Annotated in this window: 20 protein-coding genes and 1 pseudogene; 17 read left to right on the top strand and 4 right to left on the bottom strand. The window is 38.0% G+C overall.

All coding sequences use genetic code 11. The features are described 5' to 3' along the window. Nucleotides 1-128: 128 nt before the first annotated feature. From H4J50_RS13275 to H4J50_RS13265, 3 genes are all read right to left on the bottom strand, one after another. Nucleotides 129-506, bottom strand: coding sequence for a group II truncated hemoglobin (locus H4J50_RS13275; protein WP_182256976.1), 378 nt, complete (start codon nucleotides 504-506; stop codon nucleotides 129-131). 289 nt (nucleotides 507-795) lie between these two features. Continuing rightward, a complete protein-coding gene (gene nadC, locus H4J50_RS13270; protein WP_182256975.1) occupies nucleotides 796-1,650 on the bottom strand; it encodes a carboxylating nicotinate-nucleotide diphosphorylase in 855 nt (284 codons plus the stop codon). 176 nt (nucleotides 1,651-1,826) lie between these two features. Continuing rightward, on the bottom strand, nucleotides 1,827-3,104 hold the full coding sequence (locus H4J50_RS13265; RefSeq protein WP_182256974.1) for a Rieske 2Fe-2S domain-containing protein: 1,278 nt from the start codon (nucleotides 3,102-3,104) through the stop codon (nucleotides 1,827-1,829). 204 nt (nucleotides 3,105-3,308) lie between these two features. On the opposite strand from H4J50_RS13265, the gene H4J50_RS13260 reads away from it, so the two are divergent. From H4J50_RS13260 to H4J50_RS13245, 4 genes are all read left to right on the top strand, one after another. After that, nucleotides 3,309-4,241 carry a PDR/VanB family oxidoreductase gene (locus tag H4J50_RS13260; protein WP_182256973.1) on the top strand — a complete coding sequence of 311 codons (933 nt, stop codon included), beginning with the start codon at nucleotides 3,309-3,311 and terminating at the stop codon, nucleotides 4,239-4,241. Nucleotides 4,242-4,270: 29 nt separating this feature from the next. Then, on the top strand, nucleotides 4,271-5,452 hold the full coding sequence (locus H4J50_RS13255; protein WP_182256972.1) for a Gfo/Idh/MocA family protein: 1,182 nt from the start codon (nucleotides 4,271-4,273) through the stop codon (nucleotides 5,450-5,452). A gap of 129 nt (nucleotides 5,453-5,581) precedes the next feature. Then, a complete protein-coding gene (locus H4J50_RS13250; protein WP_220466217.1) occupies nucleotides 5,582-6,475 on the top strand; it encodes an ABC transporter substrate-binding protein in 894 nt (297 codons plus the stop codon). 165 nt (nucleotides 6,476-6,640) lie between these two features. Beyond that, a complete protein-coding gene (locus H4J50_RS13245; protein WP_182256970.1) occupies nucleotides 6,641-7,207 on the top strand; it encodes a MarR family winged helix-turn-helix transcriptional regulator in 567 nt (188 codons plus the stop codon). A 1,103-nt stretch (nucleotides 7,208-8,310) separates the two neighbouring features. Here the strand turns inward: H4J50_RS13245 and H4J50_RS13240 are convergent. Next, nucleotides 8,311-9,479, bottom strand: a pseudogene (locus tag H4J50_RS13240) (IS3 family transposase). A 277-nt stretch (nucleotides 9,480-9,756) separates the two neighbouring features. Between H4J50_RS13240 and H4J50_RS13235 the strand changes: the two are divergent. The 13 genes from H4J50_RS13235 to H4J50_RS13175 all read left to right on the top strand — a co-directional run bounded on the left by H4J50_RS13235 (nucleotide 9,757) and on the right by H4J50_RS13175 (nucleotide 23,627). Then, nucleotides 9,757-10,983 (top strand): LysR family transcriptional regulator, encoded by a 1,227-nt coding sequence (locus H4J50_RS13235; RefSeq protein WP_182256969.1) that lies wholly within the window; start codon nucleotides 9,757-9,759, stop codon nucleotides 10,981-10,983. 289 nt (nucleotides 10,984-11,272) lie between these two features. Continuing rightward, the gene (locus H4J50_RS13230; RefSeq protein ID WP_182256968.1) at nucleotides 11,273-12,313 is read left to right on the top strand and encodes a DcaP family trimeric outer membrane transporter; all 1,041 of its coding nucleotides are present in this window, start codon (nucleotides 11,273-11,275) and stop codon (nucleotides 12,311-12,313) included. Between the two features lie 191 nt (nucleotides 12,314-12,504). Next, entirely contained in the window at nucleotides 12,505-13,503 is a 999-nt protein-coding gene (locus H4J50_RS13225) for a TAXI family TRAP transporter solute-binding subunit (RefSeq protein WP_220466215.1), read from the top strand. Between the two features lie 169 nt (nucleotides 13,504-13,672). Beyond that, complete coding sequence (locus tag H4J50_RS13220) at nucleotides 13,673-15,607, top strand: TRAP transporter fused permease subunit (RefSeq protein ID WP_182256967.1); 1,935 nt, start codon at nucleotides 13,673-13,675, stop codon at nucleotides 15,605-15,607. 189 nt (nucleotides 15,608-15,796) lie between these two features. After that, on the top strand, nucleotides 15,797-16,486 hold the full coding sequence (locus H4J50_RS13215; protein WP_182256966.1) for a 4-carboxy-4-hydroxy-2-oxoadipate aldolase/oxaloacetate decarboxylase: 690 nt from the start codon (nucleotides 15,797-15,799) through the stop codon (nucleotides 16,484-16,486). A gap of 1 nt (nucleotide 16,487) precedes the next feature. After that, nucleotides 16,488-17,570: a 4-oxalomesaconate tautomerase gene (locus H4J50_RS13210; RefSeq protein WP_182256965.1), complete on the top strand. Its 1,083-nt coding sequence runs from the start codon at nucleotides 16,488-16,490 to the stop codon at nucleotides 17,568-17,570. A gap of 96 nt (nucleotides 17,571-17,666) precedes the next feature. Beyond that, nucleotides 17,667-18,686, top strand: a complete 1,020-nt coding sequence (locus tag H4J50_RS13205) for an amidohydrolase family protein (RefSeq protein ID WP_182256964.1) — start codon at nucleotides 17,667-17,669, stop codon at nucleotides 18,684-18,686. Then, on the top strand, nucleotides 18,683-19,576 hold the full coding sequence (locus H4J50_RS13200; RefSeq protein WP_182256963.1) for an amidohydrolase family protein: 894 nt from the start codon (nucleotides 18,683-18,685) through the stop codon (nucleotides 19,574-19,576). The genes H4J50_RS13205 and H4J50_RS13200 overlap by 4 nt, the downstream gene beginning before the upstream one ends. Nucleotides 19,577-19,610: 34 nt before the next feature. Then, on the top strand, nucleotides 19,611-19,997 hold the full coding sequence (gene ligA, locus H4J50_RS13195; protein ID WP_182256962.1) for a protocatechuate 4,5-dioxygenase subunit alpha: 387 nt from the start codon (nucleotides 19,611-19,613) through the stop codon (nucleotides 19,995-19,997). Nucleotide 19,998: 1 nt separating this feature from the next. Continuing rightward, nucleotides 19,999-20,838 (top strand): class III extradiol dioxygenase subunit beta, encoded by an 840-nt coding sequence (locus tag H4J50_RS13190; RefSeq protein ID WP_182256961.1) that lies wholly within the window; start codon nucleotides 19,999-20,001, stop codon nucleotides 20,836-20,838. A gap of 14 nt (nucleotides 20,839-20,852) precedes the next feature. Then, on the top strand, nucleotides 20,853-21,794 hold the full coding sequence (locus H4J50_RS13185) for a Gfo/Idh/MocA family oxidoreductase (protein WP_182256960.1): 942 nt from the start codon (nucleotides 20,853-20,855) through the stop codon (nucleotides 21,792-21,794). Nucleotides 21,795-21,843: 49 nt separating this feature from the next. Then, nucleotides 21,844-22,830 (top strand): aldo/keto reductase, encoded by a 987-nt coding sequence (locus tag H4J50_RS13180; protein WP_182256959.1) that lies wholly within the window; start codon nucleotides 21,844-21,846, stop codon nucleotides 22,828-22,830. Nucleotides 22,831-22,850: 20 nt separating this feature from the next. Next, complete coding sequence (locus H4J50_RS13175) at nucleotides 22,851-23,627, top strand: TSUP family transporter (protein ID WP_310733270.1); 777 nt, start codon at nucleotides 22,851-22,853, stop codon at nucleotides 23,625-23,627. Nucleotides 23,628-24,104: the final 477 nt, after the last annotated feature.

Here is a 24,104-nt window from a genome sequence, read left to right as displayed (position 1 = left end):
GACTAGATCAGTCTTAGAAATTAATAGCTAATTTTATTTAGCCACAACAGGTGGTAAAATTAACTATGCCACCACAAATTCTTCTTGTGTAATTAATAAATTCTGATTAGCCGAAAAGTTTAATGTTTCTATTTATTACAAATAGAATTTGCTAAATGAAAAACAGGTTCCTTTAACATTAATTTCACTTCTTCACTTATATCAACACGCTCTAAAGCTTCATACCAGCAAGTTAACCACGCATCCCTCTCTATTTCACCAATGCTGTAATTTTTATGAGGTTCTGTTAAGCAGACCGCTCCTGTATTATCTTGGTATATAGAGGGGCCACCTAACCAACCGACTAAATATTCATATAATTTTTGCTTTATATTTCCTTTATGAGCAGAGTGCATTTTCCTGATTTTTTCAGCTTGTGGCAATTCATCCATCACATCATAAAAAGTACAGGCAATCAGATAAATAATCTCTTTGCCTAATAATTGATAAGGGGTCTTAGTTGTCATAGAGGTGTTCCATATATAAATTATATTTTAAGGTAACTACTTTTGTATTTTCGAAAATAAATAAAGCATAGTCTGTCGGTTAAATTGCGCTTTAAGTAACTTTACGTGATAGAACATATACCCTAAAAATAACTTTACTTAGGTAATGTGAGCATCTCATAAATGTGTTTAAGTCATAGTTAGGTAGTTGAAATATAATCTCTTATCTTTCTAATAACATAATAGACTAAGTGATTTATTAGATGCTAGTTGCGTGAAATTCAGCCATCTCCCTATGTTGAGCATGGATTCATACTTTAATAAATCTCATTGACAAATCGATTGCTTTGAGGTTTTTTGTAATACTGCCTGATGAAACATAATCTATATTTGAATTAATATATTTAGCAATACTTGATTGATTTAAATTCCCTGAAGCTTCTATTTTAGTTCCCATTAAATCGATATTGCTTAAAGCAGATAGATCCTCATCTGAGAAGTTATCTAACATAATTATATCTACCTTCGCGGCTAATGCTTGTGTTAACTCAAGTAAATTTTCAGCTTCAACTTCAATAGTTTTTTCAGGAGCAATCTCTCTAGCCTTAGTCACAGCTTCCTCAATTGAACCACAGGCCAAAATATGGTTTTCTTTGATCAGAAAAGCATCATACAAGCCAATTCTATGGTTTGAACATCCGCCAACTTTAACTGCATATTTTTGAGCTAATCGAAGACCAGGAATTGTTTTTCTAGTATCTAATATTGTTAAACCTTTGTTTATAGCCAACATTGAATACTCTCTGGATACAGTAGCAGTACCCGATAATGTCTGCAAAAAATTCAATGCGGTACGCTCACCTGTCAATATTGCTCGTGCAAGTCCTTTAATTTGAAATAGCTTATCTCCCGGAAGTATATCGTCGCCATCATTAGCATACCAGTTGATTTCACAATTAGGGTCTAATTGCTTGAATGTCTCTTCAACCCATAATTTACCACAAACGACAGCGGCATCTCTTGATATAACTTCTGCCTCAGCGATTTTGTCTTCAGGGATTAACAGAGCCGTAATATCTCCATCGTTAATATCTTCTGCAAGTGCTCTTGCAACACACAAAAAAATATCGGAGATAAGATTTTGTTCTTCTATTTTAGATTTCATAATTGATTATTTCGGTTATTTGATCATATTAATAAGTGAGCTTGACCAAGGCTTGTCCCTTAAGCCGAGTTTGTCACTAACAGTGGCTATTTCATTGTGTTATTTAGTTAGGAGTAGCAAAACTATGTAATACCGTAAACATCACAGAAATGCTACAACAAAGTTTATAAACAGCGCTAAGTCATTTTCACTTTAGATCGCCCTTCTAGACTAGTCCAATCAGTACCTTTAGGTACTACGCCTTGCCAAGAAGGTAAAATTGTCTCAACTCCTTTTCGATATATTTGTTGAGAAAATTCTTTTGGATCTGATTTCATTAGATTAACCTGCTCTAATACACAACGTCTAAATTCAACAATTGATATATCACTAGCCCCTAACGTATCTTCAGTGCGGTCTGCTACAGACCCCATAGTAATCCACATTGCAATGTCTTGATTCGGAATTCCAGGTATTCCAGTATAATTTCCCTCTGCCATCAATTCTCTATCTTGAAGAAAATCATTATCTATATTTCGCTTAGATATCCATTTTTCATCTACATCTATACCTTGTTCGGCACTTAAGAATTTACACCAAGCATCTTGATCAGGGCAATTTTCACCCCATCCGATAAAATGAAACATTGTATTGTCATCATCAATTGGCACATTAACGTTTGCAACATTATATGACTTATTTGGCGGAATCAAAACAGACATAGGTGCTACAAACACAGAAGTTCTAATGTAATCATGTGTGCTTGCATTTTTTATTGGACGTCTTATCGCAGCATAATGATAACCGTAGTTTGTTTTTTCTACACGAAATTTAGGGTTTTTGTCTGTTGATGGTCTATACCAGCTAGATTCATCAGCTTCAGCTTCAAGTACACGAGAAGGTACCATATCACTAGAATGCAAGCTTGAGCTATGTGCGCTATCAAGAGCACCTTCTGTAACTTGTGCCCAATTACAAGGAATCCTAATTTTAGCAATACTTACTTTAGTATCAGCTGTTGGAGCCCAAGCTGGCGGAACAAATTCAGGAACTTCTGTTTGATCACCAAGATAAACCCAAATCACACCAGCCCATTCTTTCACTGCATAGGCATTATGCTTGATTTTTTTTCTAAAGCCACTTTCTTCAGGTTCTGACGGCATATCAATAATTTCGCCTTTAACATTAGTCCGCCAGCCATGGTATAAACATGTCAAACCACACTCTTCATTTCGCCCTAAAGCAAGTGAAGCTCCTCTATGTGAGCATTTTTCATCAAGAAAGCCAGCTTCTCCAGCTGTATTTCTAAAGGCAACATACTTCTTACCAATTAAACCAACTCTAAGTGGTTTCCCTCCTGACTCCTTAATTTCTTCACTAAGACAGGCCACCATCCAATAATGACGCATAACACTACCCATAGGAGCATCGCCTTCTACACGACACATTAGATCATTCTCAGCACTTGTAATCATAGTATTTCCTCTATTATTGAAGGTGTAATTTGACATAAATCATAATGCAAAACTTTGACACAGATCAAATTATTTGATATACATTAACAAATAATTAGATATCTAACAATATTAAATTTAATTTAACTTTGATAACAATTAAATTTCACATAATAGATATTTATCTGATGCTTGTTTTAAATCTATGGGAGCTAACAAAAAATCATGAAAACAAATAAAATAAAAGTAAAAATAACCACAAAAAGAGAGGTTGCTAATCAGTTGTTTTTTTTCGAACTAACCTCCGTAGATGCATCAGTGTTACCCCAGGCAAACCCTGGGGATTACATTGCGGTTGAAACCCCATCAAAGGACAATAGACACTATTCTATTGCTTCAACGTCTAACGATGGCAAGAGTTATTGCCTTGTGATAAAGCGCGAACCTGAAGGGCGTGGTGGTTCTATTAGTATGGCTGATAATACAAAAGAAGGTGATGAGTTGTATATATCTGAGCCAGAAAATGAGTTTTCTTTTGTGGAGGGTGATGAGCACCTATTAATTGCGGGTGGCATTGGTATTACACCTATCTTTTCAATGTTTGAGCATTTAGTGAAAACAAAGCATGAAAAATTTAAACTTATATATCTGACTAAATCAGAATATGATACAGTATTTTTGAATAATCTTATGGGTAATGATAATGTGAGTATTCATTATTCTAAAGATGGTCGTTATGATTTCTGGGATCTTTTAATGACGCCGTCAGAAAAGCATATCTACTGTTGTGGTCCAAAATCTTTAATCGCTGAAATTAAGGATATGACAGGACATTGGCCAACAAGGTTAATTCATTTTGAAGATTTTACTCCTGTTGAGGCTATTCGTGCGGATGATAAAGCATTTACAGTTCGAGTGAAATCTACAGGAGAGGTAATTACTGTTAGCGAGAAAGAAACAATGATCCATGCCTTACGTAATAAGGGTTACAAGATAAATAGCTCATGTGAGAGTGGTACTTGTGGTTCTTGTAAAGTGACACATTTAAGCGGTGTTGTAGATCACCGAGATTTAGCTTTAGATGATGATGAAAGGAAAAACTCACTATTGGCTTGTGTATCAAGGTCTACCGGCGATGAAATTCTATTGGACATATAACTTTTCAATATGATTAATTTAGTAAAAGGATGATGACATTGAAACATAATAATATAGATTCGAAGCCAATCAAATTAGGCATCGTTGGTTTAGGGCGTGCATTTATGCTCATGTTGCCTACTTTCTTGAAAGATGAACGAATTCATTTGGTTGGTGCGGCAGAAAGAAATAATCAACAATTAGCCGATTTTTTAGAGCAATTTCCTGAATCAACAATAGGGAGCATTGATGCACTTTGTGCTGATGAAAATATTGACGCGATTTATGTAGCAACACCACACGAAATGCATTGTGATCAGGTAATTAAAATATTATCTGCAGATAAGCATGTTTTAGTAGAAAAACCAATAACCATTAATGCTGTGGAAGCGAAAACTATCGCCGATGCTGTTTTAAAAAGTAAAGGCTCTGTAATTGTTGGACCAAGTCATAGCTATGATTTACCTATCATTGAAACAGCTAAAATTTTAAGAAGTGGCAAATATGGTCCTATTGGTATGATAAATGCCCAATATTATACTGATTTTGTTTATCGTCCACGTCGCCCAGAGGAATTGGATACAACTTTAGGTGGAGGTGTCATATTTAATCAAGGCGCACATCATGCTGACATCCTTTTAGCATTAATCGACGCAAAAGCGTTAAGTGTTTCAGCATGTGTTGGAAACTTCGATCCAAATCGCCCTTGCGATGGAGCTTATAGTGCGATTGTTGAATTCGAAAATAATTGCTTTGCTAATATGACATACAGTGGGTATGGACATTACGATGGTGATCAAGATATGGCATGGATTAGTGAGTTAGGGGTGCCAAAGAATCCAGATACATATGGCGTTGCAAGAAAAAATTTGCAGCATAAAAATGAAGATATAGAACGAATTGAAAAATCTAATAAAGGCTATCAGAAAGGTTATACGCTTCCCCAAGCCACCTATAATGAGCATTTTGGACGAATAATTATCAGTTGCCAAAAAGCTGATTTACGACCAACAGCCACAGGCATTCATATTTATGCCGACGACAAGCATGAATTTATTTCATTGCCTCAACTAGAAGTACCGAGGTCTACTGTTATTGATGAGCTTTATCAGCTTGTCCATTACGGTAAATCCCCGATACATTCAGCAGAAAGGGCATTAAATACCATATCAATATGTGAAGCTATCCATCAGTCTTCTAAAGACAAGAAGCGGATAGAATTATCATATTAATTTACAACCACTACAATTTTGGAGAAAAAAATGAGTAACTTATCACTTTCTTTTGCTATCGGTGATTATGATAGAAATCGCCCATTAATCGATGGAGCTGTTCAAATTGATGGAACAGATCCTGTATTTATGAAGTTGTCACCCGAAGAGATATTTTTTAGAGCTTTTAGAAATAAAGAGTTCGATGTTTGTGAATTATCTTTTAGCAGTTATACCGTAGGAGTAAGTCAAGGAAATTCAGAGTATATCGCAATCCCAGCTTTTCTGTCTCGCGCATTTCGCCATAGCTCTATTTACATTAGAAATGACAAAGGTATCAAATCACCTGCTGATTTAAAAGGAAAACGAATTGGGCTTGCTGAGTATCAATTAACGGCTAATGTTTGGGCTCGTGCATTATTGGAAGATGAATACGGCGTAAAACCGTCTGATTGCACTTGGGTCAGAGGAGGAATGGAAGTTGCTGACAGACCAGAAAAAGTAAAACTTAATCTGCCTGAAGATGTACATATGGAACCAGCACCTGCAGGAAAGACTCTTAGTCAACTACTAGCTGATGGTGAAATTGATGCATACATGGGTCCCAGAACTCTTTCTTGCTTTGATAACAATCATCCAAATGTTACCCGCCTTTTCGAAGATTCAAGATCTGCAGCTCAAGCCTACTACGAAAAAACCTCAATTTTTCCTATTATGCATGTTGTAGGTGTACGTCGATCTTTAGCAGAAAAGCACCCATGGCTCCCAATGGCTCTATTGAAGGCATTTGAAAAATCGAAAGCACTTGCATTAGAAGCATTATCTGATACATCTGCGACGAAGATCACTCTTCCTTTTGTTGAAGAACAACTAGAGGCTGCAAAGAGTTTAATGACTGATGATTTTTGGTCTTACGGTTATAAGAAAAATACTAAAGTGCTTGAAACATTTTTAGAACACCATCATCGTCAAGGACTTTCAGCCCGCAAAGTCAAACCAGAAGAACTCTTTTGGCCTGCTACTTTAGAGAGTTATGCAATATAAAGATTAGGCAACCCCGGTTGTGAAAGGTATAATTGCAGTGAGAACCGTCTCACTGCAATAACACTATCAAGATATTGATAGTGTTATTATTATAAAGCATGCTTTATAATTTCGATTATGTGCTCAATACCTTAACAATAATTATTTGAATAGCATTAGTGTATTATGGAATTTCCTAAAGAAAAAACAAAAGAGCTAGATAAAAATCTAACCTTTTTGCAAAGTGATAGTACAGCTAGCCTTATTAAAAGTTTATGGCTTTCGTATAGCAGAATTTTACAAATGGGATTAATGGAGCACTCAGTCTCATTTGGCCATTGGACCTTTCTTCGTATTCTATGGGAAAAGGAGGGACTGACCCAGAAAAACATTAGTACATTAGCAAAAGTATCAGAACCAACAACCCATACAGCTTTGAAAATGATGGTTAAACTAGGCTACATTGAGCGTAGAAAAGCATTGAATAACAAAAAAAGTATATATATTTATTTAACCAAAGATGGTAGGGAATTACAAAATAAATTACTACCATTAGCATACGATCTTAATAGTGCATCACTCGTAGGTATCTCCAAAGATGATATTGAAGTAACTCGTAGAACATTAAATGAAATCAGTAAAAACTTGCAAACTTTAGAAAACCAATCTGCAGACCAGAATAAAAAATTACCATCTACAAGAGAGTTAACTAATCGTCTTAATTCCACAAATATAAAAAGTGATAAAAAATAACATGCTATCTACCAAGACTGATGATATACAAGATAAATCTGTCACTATAATTATTAAGCGAATAGTTAAACCTAATTACATTGAAGAATTTGAACATTGGGTAACAGACATTATCCAAGCAACCAATAAGTTTAAGGGGGTATTTAGGCTGCAATATAATCTGCCCATCTGACGGAATAAAATTAGAATATATTATGATATTGAGGTTTAACCATTATGATAATCTAAAAATATAGGAAAATTCAGAAATACGTAGAATGTTACTTGATATTGCAAAAAATATAGCGATGGTAACCCTGAAAATTACAACACAATCTGGTTTACTTTACCTTCCATCACTAAACAAAAACCACCTGCTCGCTATAAAATGATTTCAGTTACATTTTTAGCGCTTTTTCCAATAATAAATTTATTAAGCTTTCTATTATCTCCCTATATTCTTTGGTTACCAACAACATTAAGGTTAGCTATAATTATAATATTAACCTTAATTTTAATGAGCTATGTAGTTATGCCTGTAATGCATCGTACTTTCTCTTTTTGGTTAAAACCTACTTAAATTAGCATCGTAAATACTCAATGAGCTGAAGAACACTATTGTATGAACAAGCATCAATAGACCCTAACGAATTAGGTAGGGATACTAAACGTATCTGGAGCCTATAATAAAATATAATGCCTAACCAATAAAATCAGTTTATCTCTGTATTATGTAGCTTATTTAAAAGTAAGTTTAGAAGATAAGCACATGTTAATGTGACTATAAGTGCAATTGTTACCAATATCAGTCTATAAGCAATATCATATGTAAAGTCACCTTGAGGAGTTAAAAACTGTCCATACATTACTGCGATTGTGGTTGCTGCACTGAAACCAATGCCTGAAATCCCTCTCTCGCTTAAGTGTACCTTCGAGAAATAGAGGATACTTATGGCTGTGTTGTAGTTAAATGTGGGTAAAAGAAAATTCATTTTTATAAAGCCTCCCTTATCCACGTTTGATCTGAGTATTCTTTGTTATCTTCCATAAATCGAAACCAACTCAAATAATTCTCTATGTAGTCAGTTCCTATTGACGTGGTCAACTCAATTCAGACAACCCAGTTAAGCGGCTTTTTTCAATATCATCATTTCACTTTCATAATCATTTGGGCTTTTGTAACCTAGATAAGAATGCAAGCGGTGACTGTTATAAAACATCACAATGTAATTTAATATATCTTGTTGTGCCTCAAATCTCGTTTGGTAGTTTTTCCACTGAACTCGTTCTTGTTTCAAGCTACCAAAGAAGCTTTCAACTACAGCGTTATCCCAGCAATCACCTTTACGACTCATGCTACCTTTAATACCATTGGCAAGTAATAACTCTCTATAGGCTTTACTGGCATATTGAGACCCTCGGTCCGTATGGACAATCAAACCTGCACTTGGTCTACGCTGCCAAATAGCCATCGTCAGCGCATCACAAACCAACTGAGCCTTCATACGTGAGCCAATACTCCAACCAACGAGCTTTCTTGAATAGAGATCAATAACCACTGCAAGATACAGCCAGCCTTCTTGTGTCCAAACGTAAGTGATATCTGCCACATAAGCTAGGTCGGGCTCTGCAACATCAAATTCACGTTTGAGTAAATTATCAAATACTGGCTGCTTGTGATCGCTGTTGGTTGTTACTTTATATTTCTTTTTACTGCGAACCCAAACGCCAGCTTCTTTCATCAACTTCGCCACTTTATACCGGCTCATTGGAAAACTTAAAGCATCTAGTGCGGCTTTAATGCGCCTTTCGCCATAAGTGTAACCACTAAATTTAGCGATATCTTGTATCAATTCAAGAATATCATCATGCTCTGGGTCATCAATTTTGTTAGCTTTTCGCTTTTGATGGCTATAATAATTACTACTGTTAACTTCTAACACTTTACACATTAGAGTAATTGGCCAGGTCTTCTTATGCTAAGCAATAAATGAGTACTTTATTTCATTTCTTTGGCAAAGAAGACCGTCGCTTTTTTTAGGATTTCTTTCTCCATTTTCAAGCGTTTAACTTCTTCACGAAGCTGGCGAAGCTCTAACTGCTCTGGTGTCAGCTTGCCATTGCCTCTAAAAGCATGACCATCATCTTCTTTAAATTCATTAACCCAACGACCTAAAAAGTTAGGATTAACTTCAAGGCTTCTAGCTGCCGCTGCTTTAGTATAATTTTGCTCAAGAACTAAGTTAACAGCATCTAGTTTAAATTCTTTTGAATACTTTTTCTTACGTGTCATTTCATTTTCTCCAGTTAAGAATATTATCTCTTATCTGGGTTGGTCGGATCAATTAAACCACGTCACAACTTGATGGCGAAGCTTTTTCAGTTGAGAGTAGTTTAAGTGGCTAACGTGATGTAATATGTTTTGAAACTGTTTAGAAGCCATGCTGCACCTACCGTTGCTGGGTTTCACTATATTAAGTATAGTTTACCAACACCTAAGTACAACACAGCCTCACAAAGACACATTAGGGTTTTTATTGAGGTATTTTAAATAATTTGGAGATACCAATATGTTACTTAAAACATTTAATATAAGACATCTTAGGGTTTTTATTGAGGTTGTTAAATATAAAAGTATTAGCAGAGCTTCGGAAAAGGTATTCCTTTCACAGCCTGCTATTACTCAGGCCATTGCTAAATTGGAAGTCATATTAAATACATCCCTATTTGATAGGCGCAATGATGGCATGTTTGTTACTAAGTCAGGTAAGGTCTTCGCCTTAAGGTTGCAGCGGGCAATAGACATTTTGCTTTCGGGTCTCAAAGATACGATTAGGTTCAGGGGCACTAAAGGATCGCAACCGAGTTATCTATTAAAAATGCTTACAACAACTCAATTAAGAGCGCTGATAGCGGTGTCTGAGGCGCAGAATTTCAGTATTGCTAGTCGAAACTTGAATGTTTCCCAGTCCTCATTACATCGTGCGGCCCATGAGTTAGAAAGCCTGCTAGAAGTGGTACTATTTGAAAAAACCAGTACCGGAATTATGCTAAGTAAAGCAGCAAGTGTCTTGGTTAAAGCGAGTAAGTTGGCATTTTCAGAAATAGCCCAAGGTCAGGATGAGATCAAATCCATTGATGACCAAGAAATAGGGCAGATAGTCATTGGCAGCATGCCGTTCGCTAGAACCTCGATATTGCCCGACGCAATCATTAAATTTTCCGATCAGTTTCCCTATTTCAAAATTAAAGTTAATGACGGTCCTTATGATGATCTCTTAAATTACCTACGTCAGGGTGATATCGATGTGCTAATTGGCGCATTACGTTTTCCCGTACTAGCAGGTGATGTAATTCAGAAAGAGATATTCACATCACCTGTTGAAGTTGTGGCGCGTACTAATCACCCTCTGTGTCGAGTAGATCATGTCGCTATCGAAGAGTTGAAAGAATACCCTTGGGTGATGCCTAAAATAGGTACGCCTACTCGGACTGTTTTTGAATCAGTATTTAATGAAAAGGGTATTGGTACACCACAAAGGCTGATAGAAACCGGTTCTCTAATCCTCATACGTGGTCTGCTGCTAGGCAGCGACCGATTGACAATGATTTCTAAACACCAAATTCAACATGAGTTAGATATGAATATACTTAAGCTAATTCCTTATAAGCTAGATCACCCTTCCCGAGCAATAGGAGTTACAGTGAGACGTGGCTGGAAACCTACTGCTACGCAGATTGTATTTCTTAATATGCTTAGTGCTAATGATGGTTATATCGATATTGATGAACAATAGTTGTCTTACCTATGCGAAAAATGAATAGCTATGTTGAATAACTAATTATCTTTATAAAGGTCTAAAGGATACCTTTGGCTTGCAAGATGAACAATTTACACTGACTGTTGGCACGTTTATTCGCGATCAACCAGAAAACAGTTCATCGCTCTACAGTAGGCAGAGTTTATTTTGACAATCTGTCTATCAACCTTTAGATGCTATGTTTTTCCAAATAGTTACCAACTTAACAGTAATTAACGGAAACAGAGCCAGTAAAATATAAATATAATAATATGAGGAAATGAGAATGTTAAAACAGTCAACTAGCAAGCTATTATTGATATCGTCGCTATGCGCATTTACCAATGCTGCCTTAGCGGGATATGAGATCAAGATAACGGATCAAGATACTATTACTTTCGGAGGGTATATCAAAGCCAATGCACGGTATGTTGATGGCGATGTAGCCTACAAAGATTTTTGGACTGGTACAGGGACAGCATTAGCCAAAAGTAATTCACAATTTAGAATTAATGCAAATGAAACGCGGTTTAATACCAAATACGTCCATGGCGATGTCATGGGTTACATTGAACTAGATTTTCTCGGTGGCGGTGGCAACCAAATCATCTCAAACTCGGCAAATCCTCGTCTTCGCCATGCCTATATTAAGTATCAAAATATCTTAGCGGGTCAAACCTGGACTACCCTCATGAATACCAGTGCTCTGCCAGAGACTGCCGACCATGCTGGCGCCACGGTAGGAATAGCCTTTAATCGTCAAGGCCAGTTACGCTACACCATGGGTAACTTCCAATTTTCGATTGAAAATCCAGAAACTTGGGGTGGTGATACAACCAACGATGATATACCTGATGTTATTGCTAAATATACCTTCAAAGGCGACTGGGGCAACGTATCTATTTCGGGCTTAGGGCGTAGTTTAACTACCCTTACTGGCAATAGCGAAACGACGTTTGGTGCTTCAATTGCCGGGCGATTAAAAACAATTGGTAAAGATGACTTGAGGTTTCAGTTCCACAAAGGTGAGCTTGGTCGTTACGTTAGTGGCGGTGCCGCGAAAGGTTTGTACAATGACAAAGTTGAAGACATGACATCTTACTTAGTTGCTTATCGTCATTATTGGACTGATACTCTTCGCAGCACCCTATTATATGGTGAGGTTGAGGCAGATCTTTCTGGGGCTGAGCGTAGCCAGTGGAGCATCAATTTATTTCAAAACCTAACAAGCAAGTTAGCTGTTGGGGCAGAAGTTGGTCAGTTCTCGATGGACGAACAGTCTGTTGACTCCAATTATGGCCAAATTACGTTGAAATACACACTTTAATTCGCCTATTGTAATTAATCACGTGATAGGAGTAGATTTTAACTAACATCTACTCCTATACAACAGGCATTACTTACAATATAGCTGCAAGTTCATTGATTACGGGTATAAATGCCTGCACTTGAGTTTTTAAACAGTGGTTTATACCATTATTAATGAATCATTATAACAATTATAATAAGGTAATAGAAATGAAGTACAATAAAATACAAAAAATAGGTCTTATGCTCGTATCAATCGCATGTGGTTTGAGCTCAAGTTTTACTTCTGCAAATGAATACAATTTAGACTTGGCTGGAGCCTCTCCAGGAGGTCTTTGGGCGATGATTGGCGCAGGAGTAAACCAAGCTGTAAAAGCTGAAAATCCCAAGTCAACAATTACTTACCAGACCTCAGGAGGAGGACTCGCTAACATAGGCCTGCTTGAGCGGGATGGTGCTAGTATGGCGATAATTCATGATGCTGAGTTGCTTATAGCCAAGAACGGCAGCGCTCCGTTTACGGCACCGATAACGGATCTTAGAGTATTAGCTTATCTATATACCTGGGCGCCGATGCAGCCTGTTATATCAAAGTCATTTGCTGAAAAGTGGAAAATATCCAGTTTTGAGGATATTGCAAAGGTCAAGGCTCCAATCACTATTGCTATTAATAAACGTGGCAATGTGACTTCACAAGTTGCTGAAAAGATGTTGGAAGCGATAGGTGCTAGCATTGATAACATCGAAAGTTGGGGCGGCAGGGTGATTTATGCCGCTTCTGGTGAACAGACAACCTTGATGAAAGATCGCAGGGTTGATATGTTTATGAATGGGGTTTTCGTTGGGCATCGCGGCATCATGCAAGTGGCATCTAGTATTGATGTAAGTCTATTACCACTGTCAGAAAAAACCATCAAAACCGTCTCCGAACAGACTGGCTCTGAACCTTTTGTTATTCCTGGTGACTCCTACAAATGGGCACCTAATGATATCCCTGGAGTAGCACTGGGAGCGGCATTAGTCGTGCGCCAGGATATGGATAGTGAAGTGGCTTATAACCTGACTAAGGCACTGTTCAAAAATTATAAAAAAATAGCAGGAGTACACCGTGCTATGAATGCGTTGACACCTGAGATTATGGCTTCTATGAAAGTAGTGCCTTACCATAAAGGAGCGAGACGCTACCTAAAAGAAGTAGGTAAACTATAACACTGTAAGGGCATTGTGACGTCGCTGTAGGGCGTGGCTGGATATAGAATTGAACATAACTCATTTAATAATTAAATTATTAAGGTTGTTCAATCCTTAACACAATGCCGTCGAACATCTGTACGCTATATAAAAAAATAATAATAGTATTATTGTTATGAGGTGATTTATGAAAGAATTTTTGTCTATATTAACTTCGACAGGGTCAAAGCGAGTACTAAAAGGACCTTTGGGGATCGCCGTTAATGGGTTTGCAGCATTAGTTGCAATTGCGGTCATTATAACTACCACATTTATTTATATCGATCTTTATATAATGACGACTGTGTTTCTATCGGTTTTAATGAGCTTGCTATTTTTGACTGTTTCAGCTGGTCCAAGGGGTAAAAAAGAGGGACCAAGCATACTAGATTGGTGTTGTGTCGTTGCAAGTCTTGCCGTGGGGATATATTTCTTAGTCGAAAGTGAGCGAATCGCGGAAAGAATTACCTTGCTAAATTTTCTAGAAATGCCTGACCTCGTCGCTGCCAGCGTACTATTGGCACTGACCATGGAAGCAACCCGGCGAACAGTTGGCTTCGGTTTAACCAGTGTCGTTTTGGTATTTGTCTCCTACAACCTACTGGGGGATAGTCTGCCTGGAGCGCTCGGATTCAGAGAAATAAGTTATAATCACTTTCTCGATATTATGTTGTTTACAACGGATGGCGTGTTCGGGGTTCCGTTACGCGTTGCAGCGACTTACGCCTTCCTTTTTGTGTTATTTGGAACCTTTCTTGCTAAGGCAGGGGGCGCTGACTTTTTTTACAATCTGGCCGCGTCATTGACTGGACGGAGTGTGGGTGGACCCGCTAAAATAGCAGTTATTTCCTCAGGGCTTTATGGAACAATGTCTGGTAGTCCCACTTCCGATGTCGTGACTACGGGTTCGGTAACTATCCCTATTATGCAAAGGCTCGGCTATAGTAAGGCCCTGTCTGGTAGTGTAGAAGTGGCTGCGTCAACTGGTGGCAGCTTGCTCCCTCCCGTGATGGGATCGGCCGCTTTTATTATGGCGGAATATACCGGTATCGAATATCGTGATATCGCGATCGCCGGGATCGTTCCTGCGTTGTTATATTACCTCTGTGTTTTTACACAAGTACATCTGCGCTCTAAGAAACTTGGTATAAATGGCTTATCAGAAGATCAGATCCCGTCGTTAACCAAGACGTTGAAAGAAGGTTGGCAATTTTTAATTCCTCTAGCCGTATTATCGGGCGCGTTGCTAATGGGATACTCTCCAAGCTTTGTCGCCGTTTGTGCAACGGCTGTCGTGCTTCTTGCATCGCAAGTTAACCCGACGAACCGCATGGGTCTTAAATCAGTCTGGAATGCACTTGGTGAAACGACCTTACGCATGGTCGCTGTCGTTGCTGCCTGCGCAGCCGCAGGACTGGTAATAGGTGGAATTTCTATGACTGGATTGGGAGGTAAATTTGCTGATCTGGTATTCCTTTTGGCCGGTGATAGCGCATTCATGGCGCTCGTTATTTCTGCGTTATTGGCGATTATTATGGGTATGGGTATGCCTACACCCTCTGCTTATATCCTCGCGGCAATACTAGTTGGTCCAACCTTGTTGGCGATGGACTTTACGATGCTTCAGACCAATATGTTTATTCTATATTTTGCTGTGTTATCGGCCATGACGCCCCCTGTAGCAGTAGCTGCCTTTGCGGCATCGGCTATCGCTGACGCCCCACCGTTGCGCATTGCGACTGGCGCAGTAAGGCTTTCAATTGCTGCTTTCATCGTTCCCTTTATTTTCATTTACGATCAAGGGCTACTGTTGGAAGGCGATATATTTGATATCGCTATGGCTTGTATGACGGCTGTGAGTGGTGTATTGCTATTAAGTGTCGCTGCCGAGGGTTTCTGGAAAACAAAGGTAAGTATTATTCCGAGATTATTGTTTGCCGGAGCTGGGTTCTTGTTTATGATGCCTAATACTTGGGCGCTTATACCTGCAATACTATTCGTCGGCATAGCTCTGATGGTGTCTTCGCGAGAGCCCTGTAAATCACTTCAAAATCCAGCGAAGTGTAGTAAACGCTCAATATAATAACTATCTCGTGGAACTCATTGTTCCGATAGCTAAAATAAAAATCCCCGCAGTAAGTTGTCTCGATTCGGCTTGTTTTTCATTACGTGAAAGCGGGGTATTAATTATGGGGTAAGACAGTTTTCTAAGGATATTCATCAATTAAATTATCTCATACTACATTAATCAAAACATATTTAGAGGTGAAAAATGGCTGTTTGTATTACTGATATTACTCGTCCGAATCCAGAAACTGTTGCAAAGTACCAAGGTGCGGAAGCAGCTACAGTACACGAAGCACAAGGTAGAAAAGGGTTGTTAGCACATTACATGCGTCCTATTTACCGCCCTGCTTCTATTGCAGGTCCTGCTGTAACTTGTGAAGTTTCACCTGGCGATAACTGGATGATCCATGTTGCCGTAGAACAATGTCAACCAGGCGATATTTTGGTAGTAAAACCTACAAGTGACTGCATCGACGGTTATTTTGGTGATTTATTAGCAACATCATTGCAAGCTAGAGGCGTTAAAGGCTTAATTATTGATGGCGGTGTTAGAGATACAGCCACCTTAACTAAAATGGGGTTTCCTGTTTGGTCTAAAGCTGTTTTCGGACAAGGTACAGTAAAAGAAACCATTGCTAACGTTAATACACCTATTACTTGTGCAGGGGCTTATATTCGCCCAGGCGACATCATTGTTGCTGATGACGATGGTGTAGTGGTAGTTCAGCAAGAAGAAGCTGATAGCGTACATGAAAAAGTACTAAGCCGTGTTGCAAATGAAGAAGATAAACGCGTTCGTTTAGCAAGTGGTGAATTAGGATTAGATATTTATAATATGCGCCAGCGATTAGCCGATAAAGGTCTGCGCTATGTTAAGCAAGGCGAGGAAGCCTAGCATGCAAAAGCCTATCCCCTGTTCAATTATGCGCGGTGGAACGTCTAAAGGACTCTATTTTCTTGCTGACGATCTACCCACTGATATCAAAGAACGTAATCAACTGTTATTAGCGGCAATGGGATCGCCTGATATGCGTCAGATCGACGGTTTAGGAGGGGCTCATCCTTTAACCAGCAAGGTTGCTATCGTTAGTCGCTCAGAACATGCTGATGTCGATTATTTGTTTTTACAGGTAGTAGTAGATAAAGCTGAAGTTAGTGATGTTCAAAATTGCGGTAACATTCTCGCAGGTGTAGGTCCTTTTGCTATTGAGCAAGGACTTGTGCCAGCGAATGAAAATTTTACTGATGTGCGTATTCATATGGTCAATACGGGATCTTATGCGATTGCCAGAGTTCAAACTCCTAATGGTGTAGTTAACTATAGCGGTGATGCAAAAATAGACGGTGTTCCTGGTACCAGTGCTTCGGTATTAATCGATTTTTTAGATATTGCAGGATCAAGTTGCGGCGCTTTATTTCCAACAGGAAAAAGCCAAAATATTATCAATGGTGTTAGCGTAACTTGTATAGATAACGGTATGCCAGTGGTATTAATACAAGCAAGTGATTTTGGTTTAACCGGTTCTGAGTCACCAGCAGAATTAGAAGCGAATAGTAATCTTAAAGACAAGGTTGAAGCTATTCGTCTCCAAGCGGGCCAACTGATGAATCTCGGTGATGTTAGCAATAAAACTGTACCTAAAATGAGCTTGGTTTCTAAACCGTTAAGTGGCGGTTTAGTTAATACGCGTACTTTTATTCCTCATCGTGTACACGAAGCAATTGGGGTATTAGGTTCAGTTAGTGTCGCGACAGCTTGCGTACTTAAAGGTACTGTTGCTCATGACCTGCTTCAACAAGACTTTCCCGATGGCAGTACCGAGATCGTGGTAGAACACCCTACAGGACAATTTACTGTAGAAATGGAGCTTAGTGATAGCAGTAATTTTACTCACTTTAAAGTTCAGAGAGCTGCTTTATTACGCACAACGCGTTTATTAATGCGTGGCGAAGCAATGATAGAAATTTCATACACTTAATAACACATTGACACTCACTTTACTGCCTTGACTTTCCCTTAAAACAGGTAACTTATCGAGGTAGGTAAACGAATCAAATTAGATGAGGAAAAGTAAATGATTATAGATTGCCATGGCCACTACACAACAGCTCCAGAGCCGTTACAATTGTTTCGTGAGGCACAAATAAAAGCGTTTAAAGAAGGCAAAGCCCTACCTGAACTACCACATATTAGCGATGACCAAATTCGCGAAAGTATTGAACAAAATCAAATGAGATTGTTAAAAGAGCGAGGCTTGGATATGACCATATTCTCGCCAAGAGCTTCTGCAATGGCACATCATATAGGTAACGAAGCAGTTTCAAAACAATGGACTTCAGCCTGTAACGAATTAATTGCTAGAGTTGTAGAATTATACCCAGAAACATTTATTGGCGTGTGTCAATTACCACAGTTTCCGGGTGTTCCAATTAAAAACTCTATTGAAGAATTAGAACGTTCTGTTAATGATTTAGGCTTTGTTGGTTGTAACTTAAACCCAGATCCATCAGGTGGACATTGGACATCAAAACCATTAACAGATCCTAGCTGGTATCCGCTCTATGAAAAAATGGTTGAATTAGATGTACCTGCCATGATCCACGTATCTGGATCATGTAATCCAAACTTTCATGCGACTGGCGCGCATTATATGAATGCTGATACAACAGCATTTATGCAGCTTTTAGAAGGGAACTTATTTAAAGACTTTCCTGATTTACGTTTTATCATTCCTCACGGCGGTGGAGCGGTTCCTTATCACTGGGGACGCTACCGTGGTTTAGCTGACATGATGAAACAGCCGCCATTAAATGAACATTTAATGAAAAACGTTTATTTTGATACCTGTGTTTATCATCAACCGGGTATTGATTTATTATTTGAAGTAATTGAATTAGAAAATATTTTATTTGGATCAGAAATGGTTGGTGCTGTGCGCGGTATCGATTCTGAAACAGGTTTCTATTTTGATGACACTAAACGCTATGTTGATAATTTAGGGTTAAGCCCAGAAGATAGAACAAAAATTTATTCTGGTAATGCACGTCGTGTTTATCCACGTTTAGATAAAATTTTAAAAGGTATGGGATTATGAGCAAGTTTGTAATGGATGCCAATTGGTTGCATTGGCATCAATCACCAACAAAACCGAGCTTTGTAGTGCCAGAAGGTGCGGTAGACGCACATTGCCATGTATTTGGCCCTGGTGACCAATTTGGTTTTGCACCTGAGCGAAAATATACCCCATGCGATGCATCTAAACAGCAATTGTGGGATTTACGTGATTACTTAGGTTTTAGCCGTAATGTGGTAGTTCAAGCGACATGTCATGGTGCTGATAACAGTGCCTTGGTTGATGCGTTAGAGGCTTCTAGTGGCTTAGCACGTGGTGTTGCCACGATTAAAGAAGATATTAGTGACGCTGAGCTTGATAAGTTACATGCTGCCGGCGTACGAGGTGTTCGTTTTAATTTTGTTAAACGTTTAGTTGACGCATTGCCTTTTGATTCATTAAAACGAATTGCAGACAGAATTGTCACGCGTGATTGGCATATTGTTATATATTTTGAAAGCCAAGATTTACCAGAGCTTTATGACTTTTTTACTAGCTTACCAACAACATTAGTTGTAGATCATATGGGACGCCCAGACGTCACTAAGCCCGTTGACGGTGAAGACTTTGCCTTATTTTTAAAATTCATGGCTGAAAATAAAAATGTTTGGTCAAAAGTAAGTTGTCCAGAACGTATTTCTGTTGATGGTCCATCTAAAGAATATCAAGATGTTGTTCCTTTTGCCCGCAAAGTTGTAGAGAGCTTTCCAGACCGTGTTTTATGGGGAACTGATTGGCCACATCCTAATATGAAAAGCCATATACCAGACGACGGTAAATTAGTGAATATGATCCCACTGTTTGCACCAACAAAAGAGCTACAACATAAATTATTAGTCGCAAACCCAATGCGTCTATATTGGTCAAAATAACACATAATTTAACCTAATAGTTAAGGTAATGATAATGGCACAAGATAAATCATATAAAGATGTTCCGGGTACAACAATATTTGATGCGGAGATGGCTAGCATTGGTTTTCACTTAAACCAGTTTTGTATGTCTTTAATGAAAGCACCTAATCGTGAACGGTTTGCACAAGACGAAAAAGCGTATTTAGATGAATGGCCAATGACAGAAGAGCAAAAGCAGTCTGTTATGTCGCGAGATTATAATCATATGATGAGTTTAGGTGGCAACATCTACTTTCTAGCAAAAATATTTTCTAGTGACGGTATTAGCTTTCAAGCAGCAGCGTCAACAATGACAGGTATGACACAAGACGAGTACGCACAAATGATGCTTAACGGCGGTCGTCAACCTGTAAAAAAAGATTCAAAGGGTGGTAAGTAAAATGGCTAAAATTTCTGCAGGTGTTGCCACATCACATGTACCGGCAATTGGTGCCGCAATTGATAATGGCATAACAGATACTGACTATTGGAAACCGTTATTTGAGGGTTATGATTTTGCCAAAAAATGGATAGCTGAAAAAAAACCTGATGTTGTGTTATTAGTCTATAACGATCATGCATCGGCTTTTGATCTTAACTTTGTTCCTACCTTTGCAATAGCAACGGGTGAAGAGTTTACACCCGCTGATGAAGGTTGGGGTCCTCGTCCTGTGCCTAATGTACAAGGTCATCCAAAACTTGCTTCTCATATTGCACAGTCTGTTATCCAAGATAATTTTGACTTAACCGTAGTAAATACATTAGATGTTGATCATGGTTTAACCGTGCCTTTATCATTGATGTTTGGTCAACCAGAAAACTGGCCATGTAAGGTTATTCCTATTGCAGTTAATGTTGTATTATTTCCACCACCGTCAGGTAGCCGTTGTTATGCATTAGGTAAAGCTATTGCCAAAGCAGTAGAAAGTTTTGACGAAGATTTAAATATTCAAATTTGGGGCACCGGTGGCATGAGTCATCAACTTCAAGGTCCTCGTGCTGGTTTAATTAATAAAGAATTTGATAATAACTTTTTAGATCGCATTGTCGACGATGCTGAAGAATTATCAAAAATTCCACATCTTGATTATGTACAGGAAGCGGGTTCTGAAGGTATTGAATTGGTTATGTGGTTGATTATGCGTGGTGCATTAAATGATAACGTTGATCTTAAAAAACGTTTTTATCATGTACCCGCTTCAAATACTGCAGTAGGTCATTTGGTCCTTGAAAATAAATAGATTTGGAGAATAAAATGAAAGTTATCGTTGTAGGTCCTGGTGCATTTGGCATCAAGCATTTAGATGCCATTAAAAATATTGATGGTGTGGACGTTGTTGCTTTGGTAGGTCGCGATTACGAGAAAACCAAAGCTGTTGCTGCCGAATATAGTATTGATCAAATTTTTACTGATTTAGATGAAGCGCTAAAAATAGAGGCTGATGCGGTAATTTTGTGTACACCAACACAACAACATGCCGCGCAATCAATTCAATGTATGAAAGCGGGTAAACATGTACAAGTTGAAATTCCATTAGCCGATACCTGGGAAGATTCTTTAGCCGTTGTTAAAGCACAAGAAGAAACTGGATTAACGTGTATGGTTGGCCATACGCGTCGTTTTAATCCTTCACACCAATTAGTAAATAAACGTATTCAAAATGGTGAACTAAATATTCAACAAATGGACGTGCAAACTTACTTTTTCCGTCGTAAGAATATTAATGCTAAAGGTGAAGCGCGTTCTTGGACTGATCACCTATTGTGGCATCATGCGGCACATACTGTTGATTTGTTTGCTTATCAAGCAGGTAGTAAAGTGGTTAAAGCAAATGCGATTCAAGGACCCATTCACCCTGAGCTAGGTATCGCTTTAGACATGTCGATTCAACTTCAAGCAGAAAATGGTGCTATTTGTACATTATCATTATCATTTAATAATGATGGTCCTTTAGGTACTTTCTTCCGTTACATTTGTGACAATGGCACTTATTTAGCGCGTTATGATGATTTGTTTGACGGTAAAGATGAACAAATTGACGTATCTAATGTTGCTGTATCAATGAACGGTATTGAGTTACAAGATAGAGAATTTTTTGCTGCAATTAGAGAAGGCCGTGAGCCTAACTCTAGTGTAGGAAAAGTACTCGATTGTTATAGAGTTCTTCATGAACTAGAACAACAATTAAATAGCTAAAGACTAAAATAATAAAGTAAGATTTAATCAATTTTTCAGGAGTTTGAGCATGAATAAACGCACGATAAATGGTATATCACTTAACCCCATTGGTTTAGGTTGTATGAATCTTAGTCATGCGTATGGTAAACCTCCTACAGAAGAAGATGCTTCTCGTTTATTACTTGAAGCCGTTGATTTAGGTGTCGAACATTTCGACACCGCAGCACTTTATGGTTTTGGTAAGAATGAAGTTTTAGTAGGCAAAGCACTTAAGCCTGTAAGAGATAAAATATTTCTTGCCAGTAAATGTGGTATGACTGGTGTTGATGGTAAACGAGTAATTGATGGTCGCCCAAAGGCATTAAGAGCAACTATTGAGCAGTCATTAACTAATTTGCAAACTGATGTGCTTGACTTGTATTACCTTCACCGCTGGGATAGAAAAGTGCCTATCGAAGAAAGTGTTGGTGAACTATCACGAATGGTTGAAGAAGGTAAAATTAAAAGTATTGGTTTATCTGAAGTATCAGCTAAAACATTACAACGGGCTCACACTGAGCATAAAATTGCAGCACTACAAACCGAGTATTCTTTATGGACACGTAATGCTGAAATAGCTGTGCTTGATGCTTGTAAAGCTTTAGGAACTTCATTTGTCGCATTCTCACCACTTGCTCGGGGTTTTTTAACCGAACAAGTTACTGATCCTTCTATACTTGTTGATGGTGATATTCGCAAAGGCATGCCTCGCTTTCAACATCCACACTTTGAGAAAAATAAAGCACTATTAAATGTAGTTCGTGAAATCAGTAATCAAGCTAATTGTTCTTTGGCACAAGTAAATTTAGCATGGTTATTACACCAAGGTGACAACATTCATCCTATTCCTGGTACAACACAAACTACACATTTACGTGATAATTTAGGCGCTATCGATGTTAACCTTACACATGAACAGTTATCTACATTAGATAACGCTTTTGTCCCTGAAGCAATCAATGGTAAAAGATATCCTTTGGTGACTCAACAAGAAATAGATACAGAAGAATTTTAACTCAATATGATGTTTAAATAGTGTCAATATTTACCAACAGTATGTTAGAGCCCGTCACCACCCTATTATTAATATGCTTGGCCGGGTTTACTTCATTTCTAACTGCGGCTCTCGGCGCAGGTGGTGGCTTATTACTTTTAGTTGTTATGGCGTCTATTTTGCCGATGGCCGTTGTTATCCCCTTACACGGGTTAGTCCAGCTTGGGTCTAACGCTAATCGCATGTTAATGACATTTCGCTATATTGACGCACAGATGTTAGCTTTTTTTGCCATAGGCGCAATTATTGGTGCTATTGGCGCGACATTTTTAGTCGTAGAATTACCCCTTGAATTGATGAAAATAGCTGTGGGCTTATTTGTTATATTTCTGCTCTGGGGTGCAACGCCAACGATCCGAGAAACGTCTAATACTTGGCGAGTTATCGTAGGATTGACTACTACTTTTATATCGATGTTCGTTGGAGCCAGTGGACCATTAGTTGGTAGCCTTATGCATGTACATGGTTATGAGAAAATGCGATTTATCGCTACCTTTTCTAGCTGTATGACCTTTCAGCATTTATTAAAAGCCATTGTTTTTGGGTTTATTGGTTTTTCATTTTGGCAATGGCTACCATTAATTGTAGCTATGATTATCAGTGGTGTAATAGGAACATGGCTGGGATTGAAACAGTTAAAAAAAATATCAAATAAAAAATTTAAATTTAAATTTCGGTTCATTCTAAGCCTTCTTTGTGTTCAATTAATTGTACAAGCTATATTACAAATCATTGAACAAAAAAATTTCCTCTACTAACTTATAATTTTATTTAATCAAACTCTCAAGTAAAATAATGATTCAAAGTATCGTGCTCAACAAACTTTAACTACAGGTTTGCATTCAAACCAGTAGATTTTATCTGACTCGTTTACATGTTCGACTTTAATTTTCACAAACTATTGAAATAGAAGCTCCCAAAGTCCGACTTACAAATCGTAAATCTCTAAGGCGTTAAGTGTCCCATAGTGAGATAGAAAACTAACTTATTTAATGACCGAAATAGTAGGCTCAATATAGTCATTTAGTCCTTACTCAAAACATACTTGCTAGTTCAAATTTTATCGCAAATTTTTTTAATCTACTTTGAGCTTAAAATATAACCTTTTCTTAAATGAGTACACATTAACAACAAAAAATAGAAAGTAATTTTAAAGAAAATTAGTACTATTTATGATTTAAACAATGAAACTTTCTATTTCTGTCTATTTTAACAAACTAATAATACGTAAACAT

This window comes from Colwellia sp. 6M3, from assembly GCF_014077595.1.
Taxonomy (GTDB): domain Bacteria; phylum Pseudomonadota; class Gammaproteobacteria; order Enterobacterales; family Alteromonadaceae; genus Cognaticolwellia.
Note: the sequence above shows the minus strand (reverse complement) of the source record. Positions and strands in the feature narration are given on the sequence as shown.

Coding starts and splice junctions, on each gene's coding strand:
- H4J50_RS13215 (WP_182256966.1), top strand. CDS start 15,797: ATGGCTGTTTGTATTACTGATATTACTCGTCCGAATCCAGAAACTGTT.
- H4J50_RS13185 (WP_182256960.1), top strand. CDS start 20,853: ATGAAAGTTATCGTTGTAGGTCCTGGTGCATTTGGCATCAAGCATTTA.
- nadC (WP_182256975.1), bottom strand. CDS start 1,650: ATGAAATCTAAAATAGAAGAACAAAATCTTATCTCCGATATTTTTTTG.
- H4J50_RS13275 (WP_182256976.1), bottom strand. CDS start 506: ATGACAACTAAGACCCCTTATCAATTATTAGGCAAAGAGATTATTTAT.
- H4J50_RS13260 (WP_182256973.1), top strand. CDS start 3,309: ATGAAAACAAATAAAATAAAAGTAAAAATAACCACAAAAAGAGAGGTT.
- ligA (WP_182256962.1), top strand. CDS start 19,611: ATGGCACAAGATAAATCATATAAAGATGTTCCGGGTACAACAATATTT.
- H4J50_RS13200 (WP_182256963.1), top strand. CDS start 18,683: ATGAGCAAGTTTGTAATGGATGCCAATTGGTTGCATTGGCATCAATCA.
- H4J50_RS13235 (WP_182256969.1), top strand. CDS start 9,757: ATGTTACTTAAAACATTTAATATAAGACATCTTAGGGTTTTTATTGAG.
- H4J50_RS13250 (WP_220466217.1), top strand. CDS start 5,582: ATGAAGTTGTCACCCGAAGAGATATTTTTTAGAGCTTTTAGAAATAAA.
- H4J50_RS13245 (WP_182256970.1), top strand. CDS start 6,641: ATGGAATTTCCTAAAGAAAAAACAAAAGAGCTAGATAAAAATCTAACC.
- H4J50_RS13225 (WP_220466215.1), top strand. CDS start 12,505: ATGAAGTACAATAAAATACAAAAAATAGGTCTTATGCTCGTATCAATC.
- H4J50_RS13265 (WP_182256974.1), bottom strand. CDS start 3,104: ATGATTACAAGTGCTGAGAATGATCTAATGTGTCGTGTAGAAGGCGAT.
- H4J50_RS13210 (WP_182256965.1), top strand. CDS start 16,488: ATGCAAAAGCCTATCCCCTGTTCAATTATGCGCGGTGGAACGTCTAAA.
- H4J50_RS13180 (WP_182256959.1), top strand. CDS start 21,844: ATGAATAAACGCACGATAAATGGTATATCACTTAACCCCATTGGTTTA.
- H4J50_RS13230 (WP_182256968.1), top strand. CDS start 11,273: ATGTTAAAACAGTCAACTAGCAAGCTATTATTGATATCGTCGCTATGC.
- H4J50_RS13190 (WP_182256961.1), top strand. CDS start 19,999: ATGGCTAAAATTTCTGCAGGTGTTGCCACATCACATGTACCGGCAATT.
- H4J50_RS13205 (WP_182256964.1), top strand. CDS start 17,667: ATGATTATAGATTGCCATGGCCACTACACAACAGCTCCAGAGCCGTTA.
- H4J50_RS13255 (WP_182256972.1), top strand. CDS start 4,271: ATGATGACATTGAAACATAATAATATAGATTCGAAGCCAATCAAATTA.
- H4J50_RS13220 (WP_182256967.1), top strand. CDS start 13,673: ATGAAAGAATTTTTGTCTATATTAACTTCGACAGGGTCAAAGCGAGTA.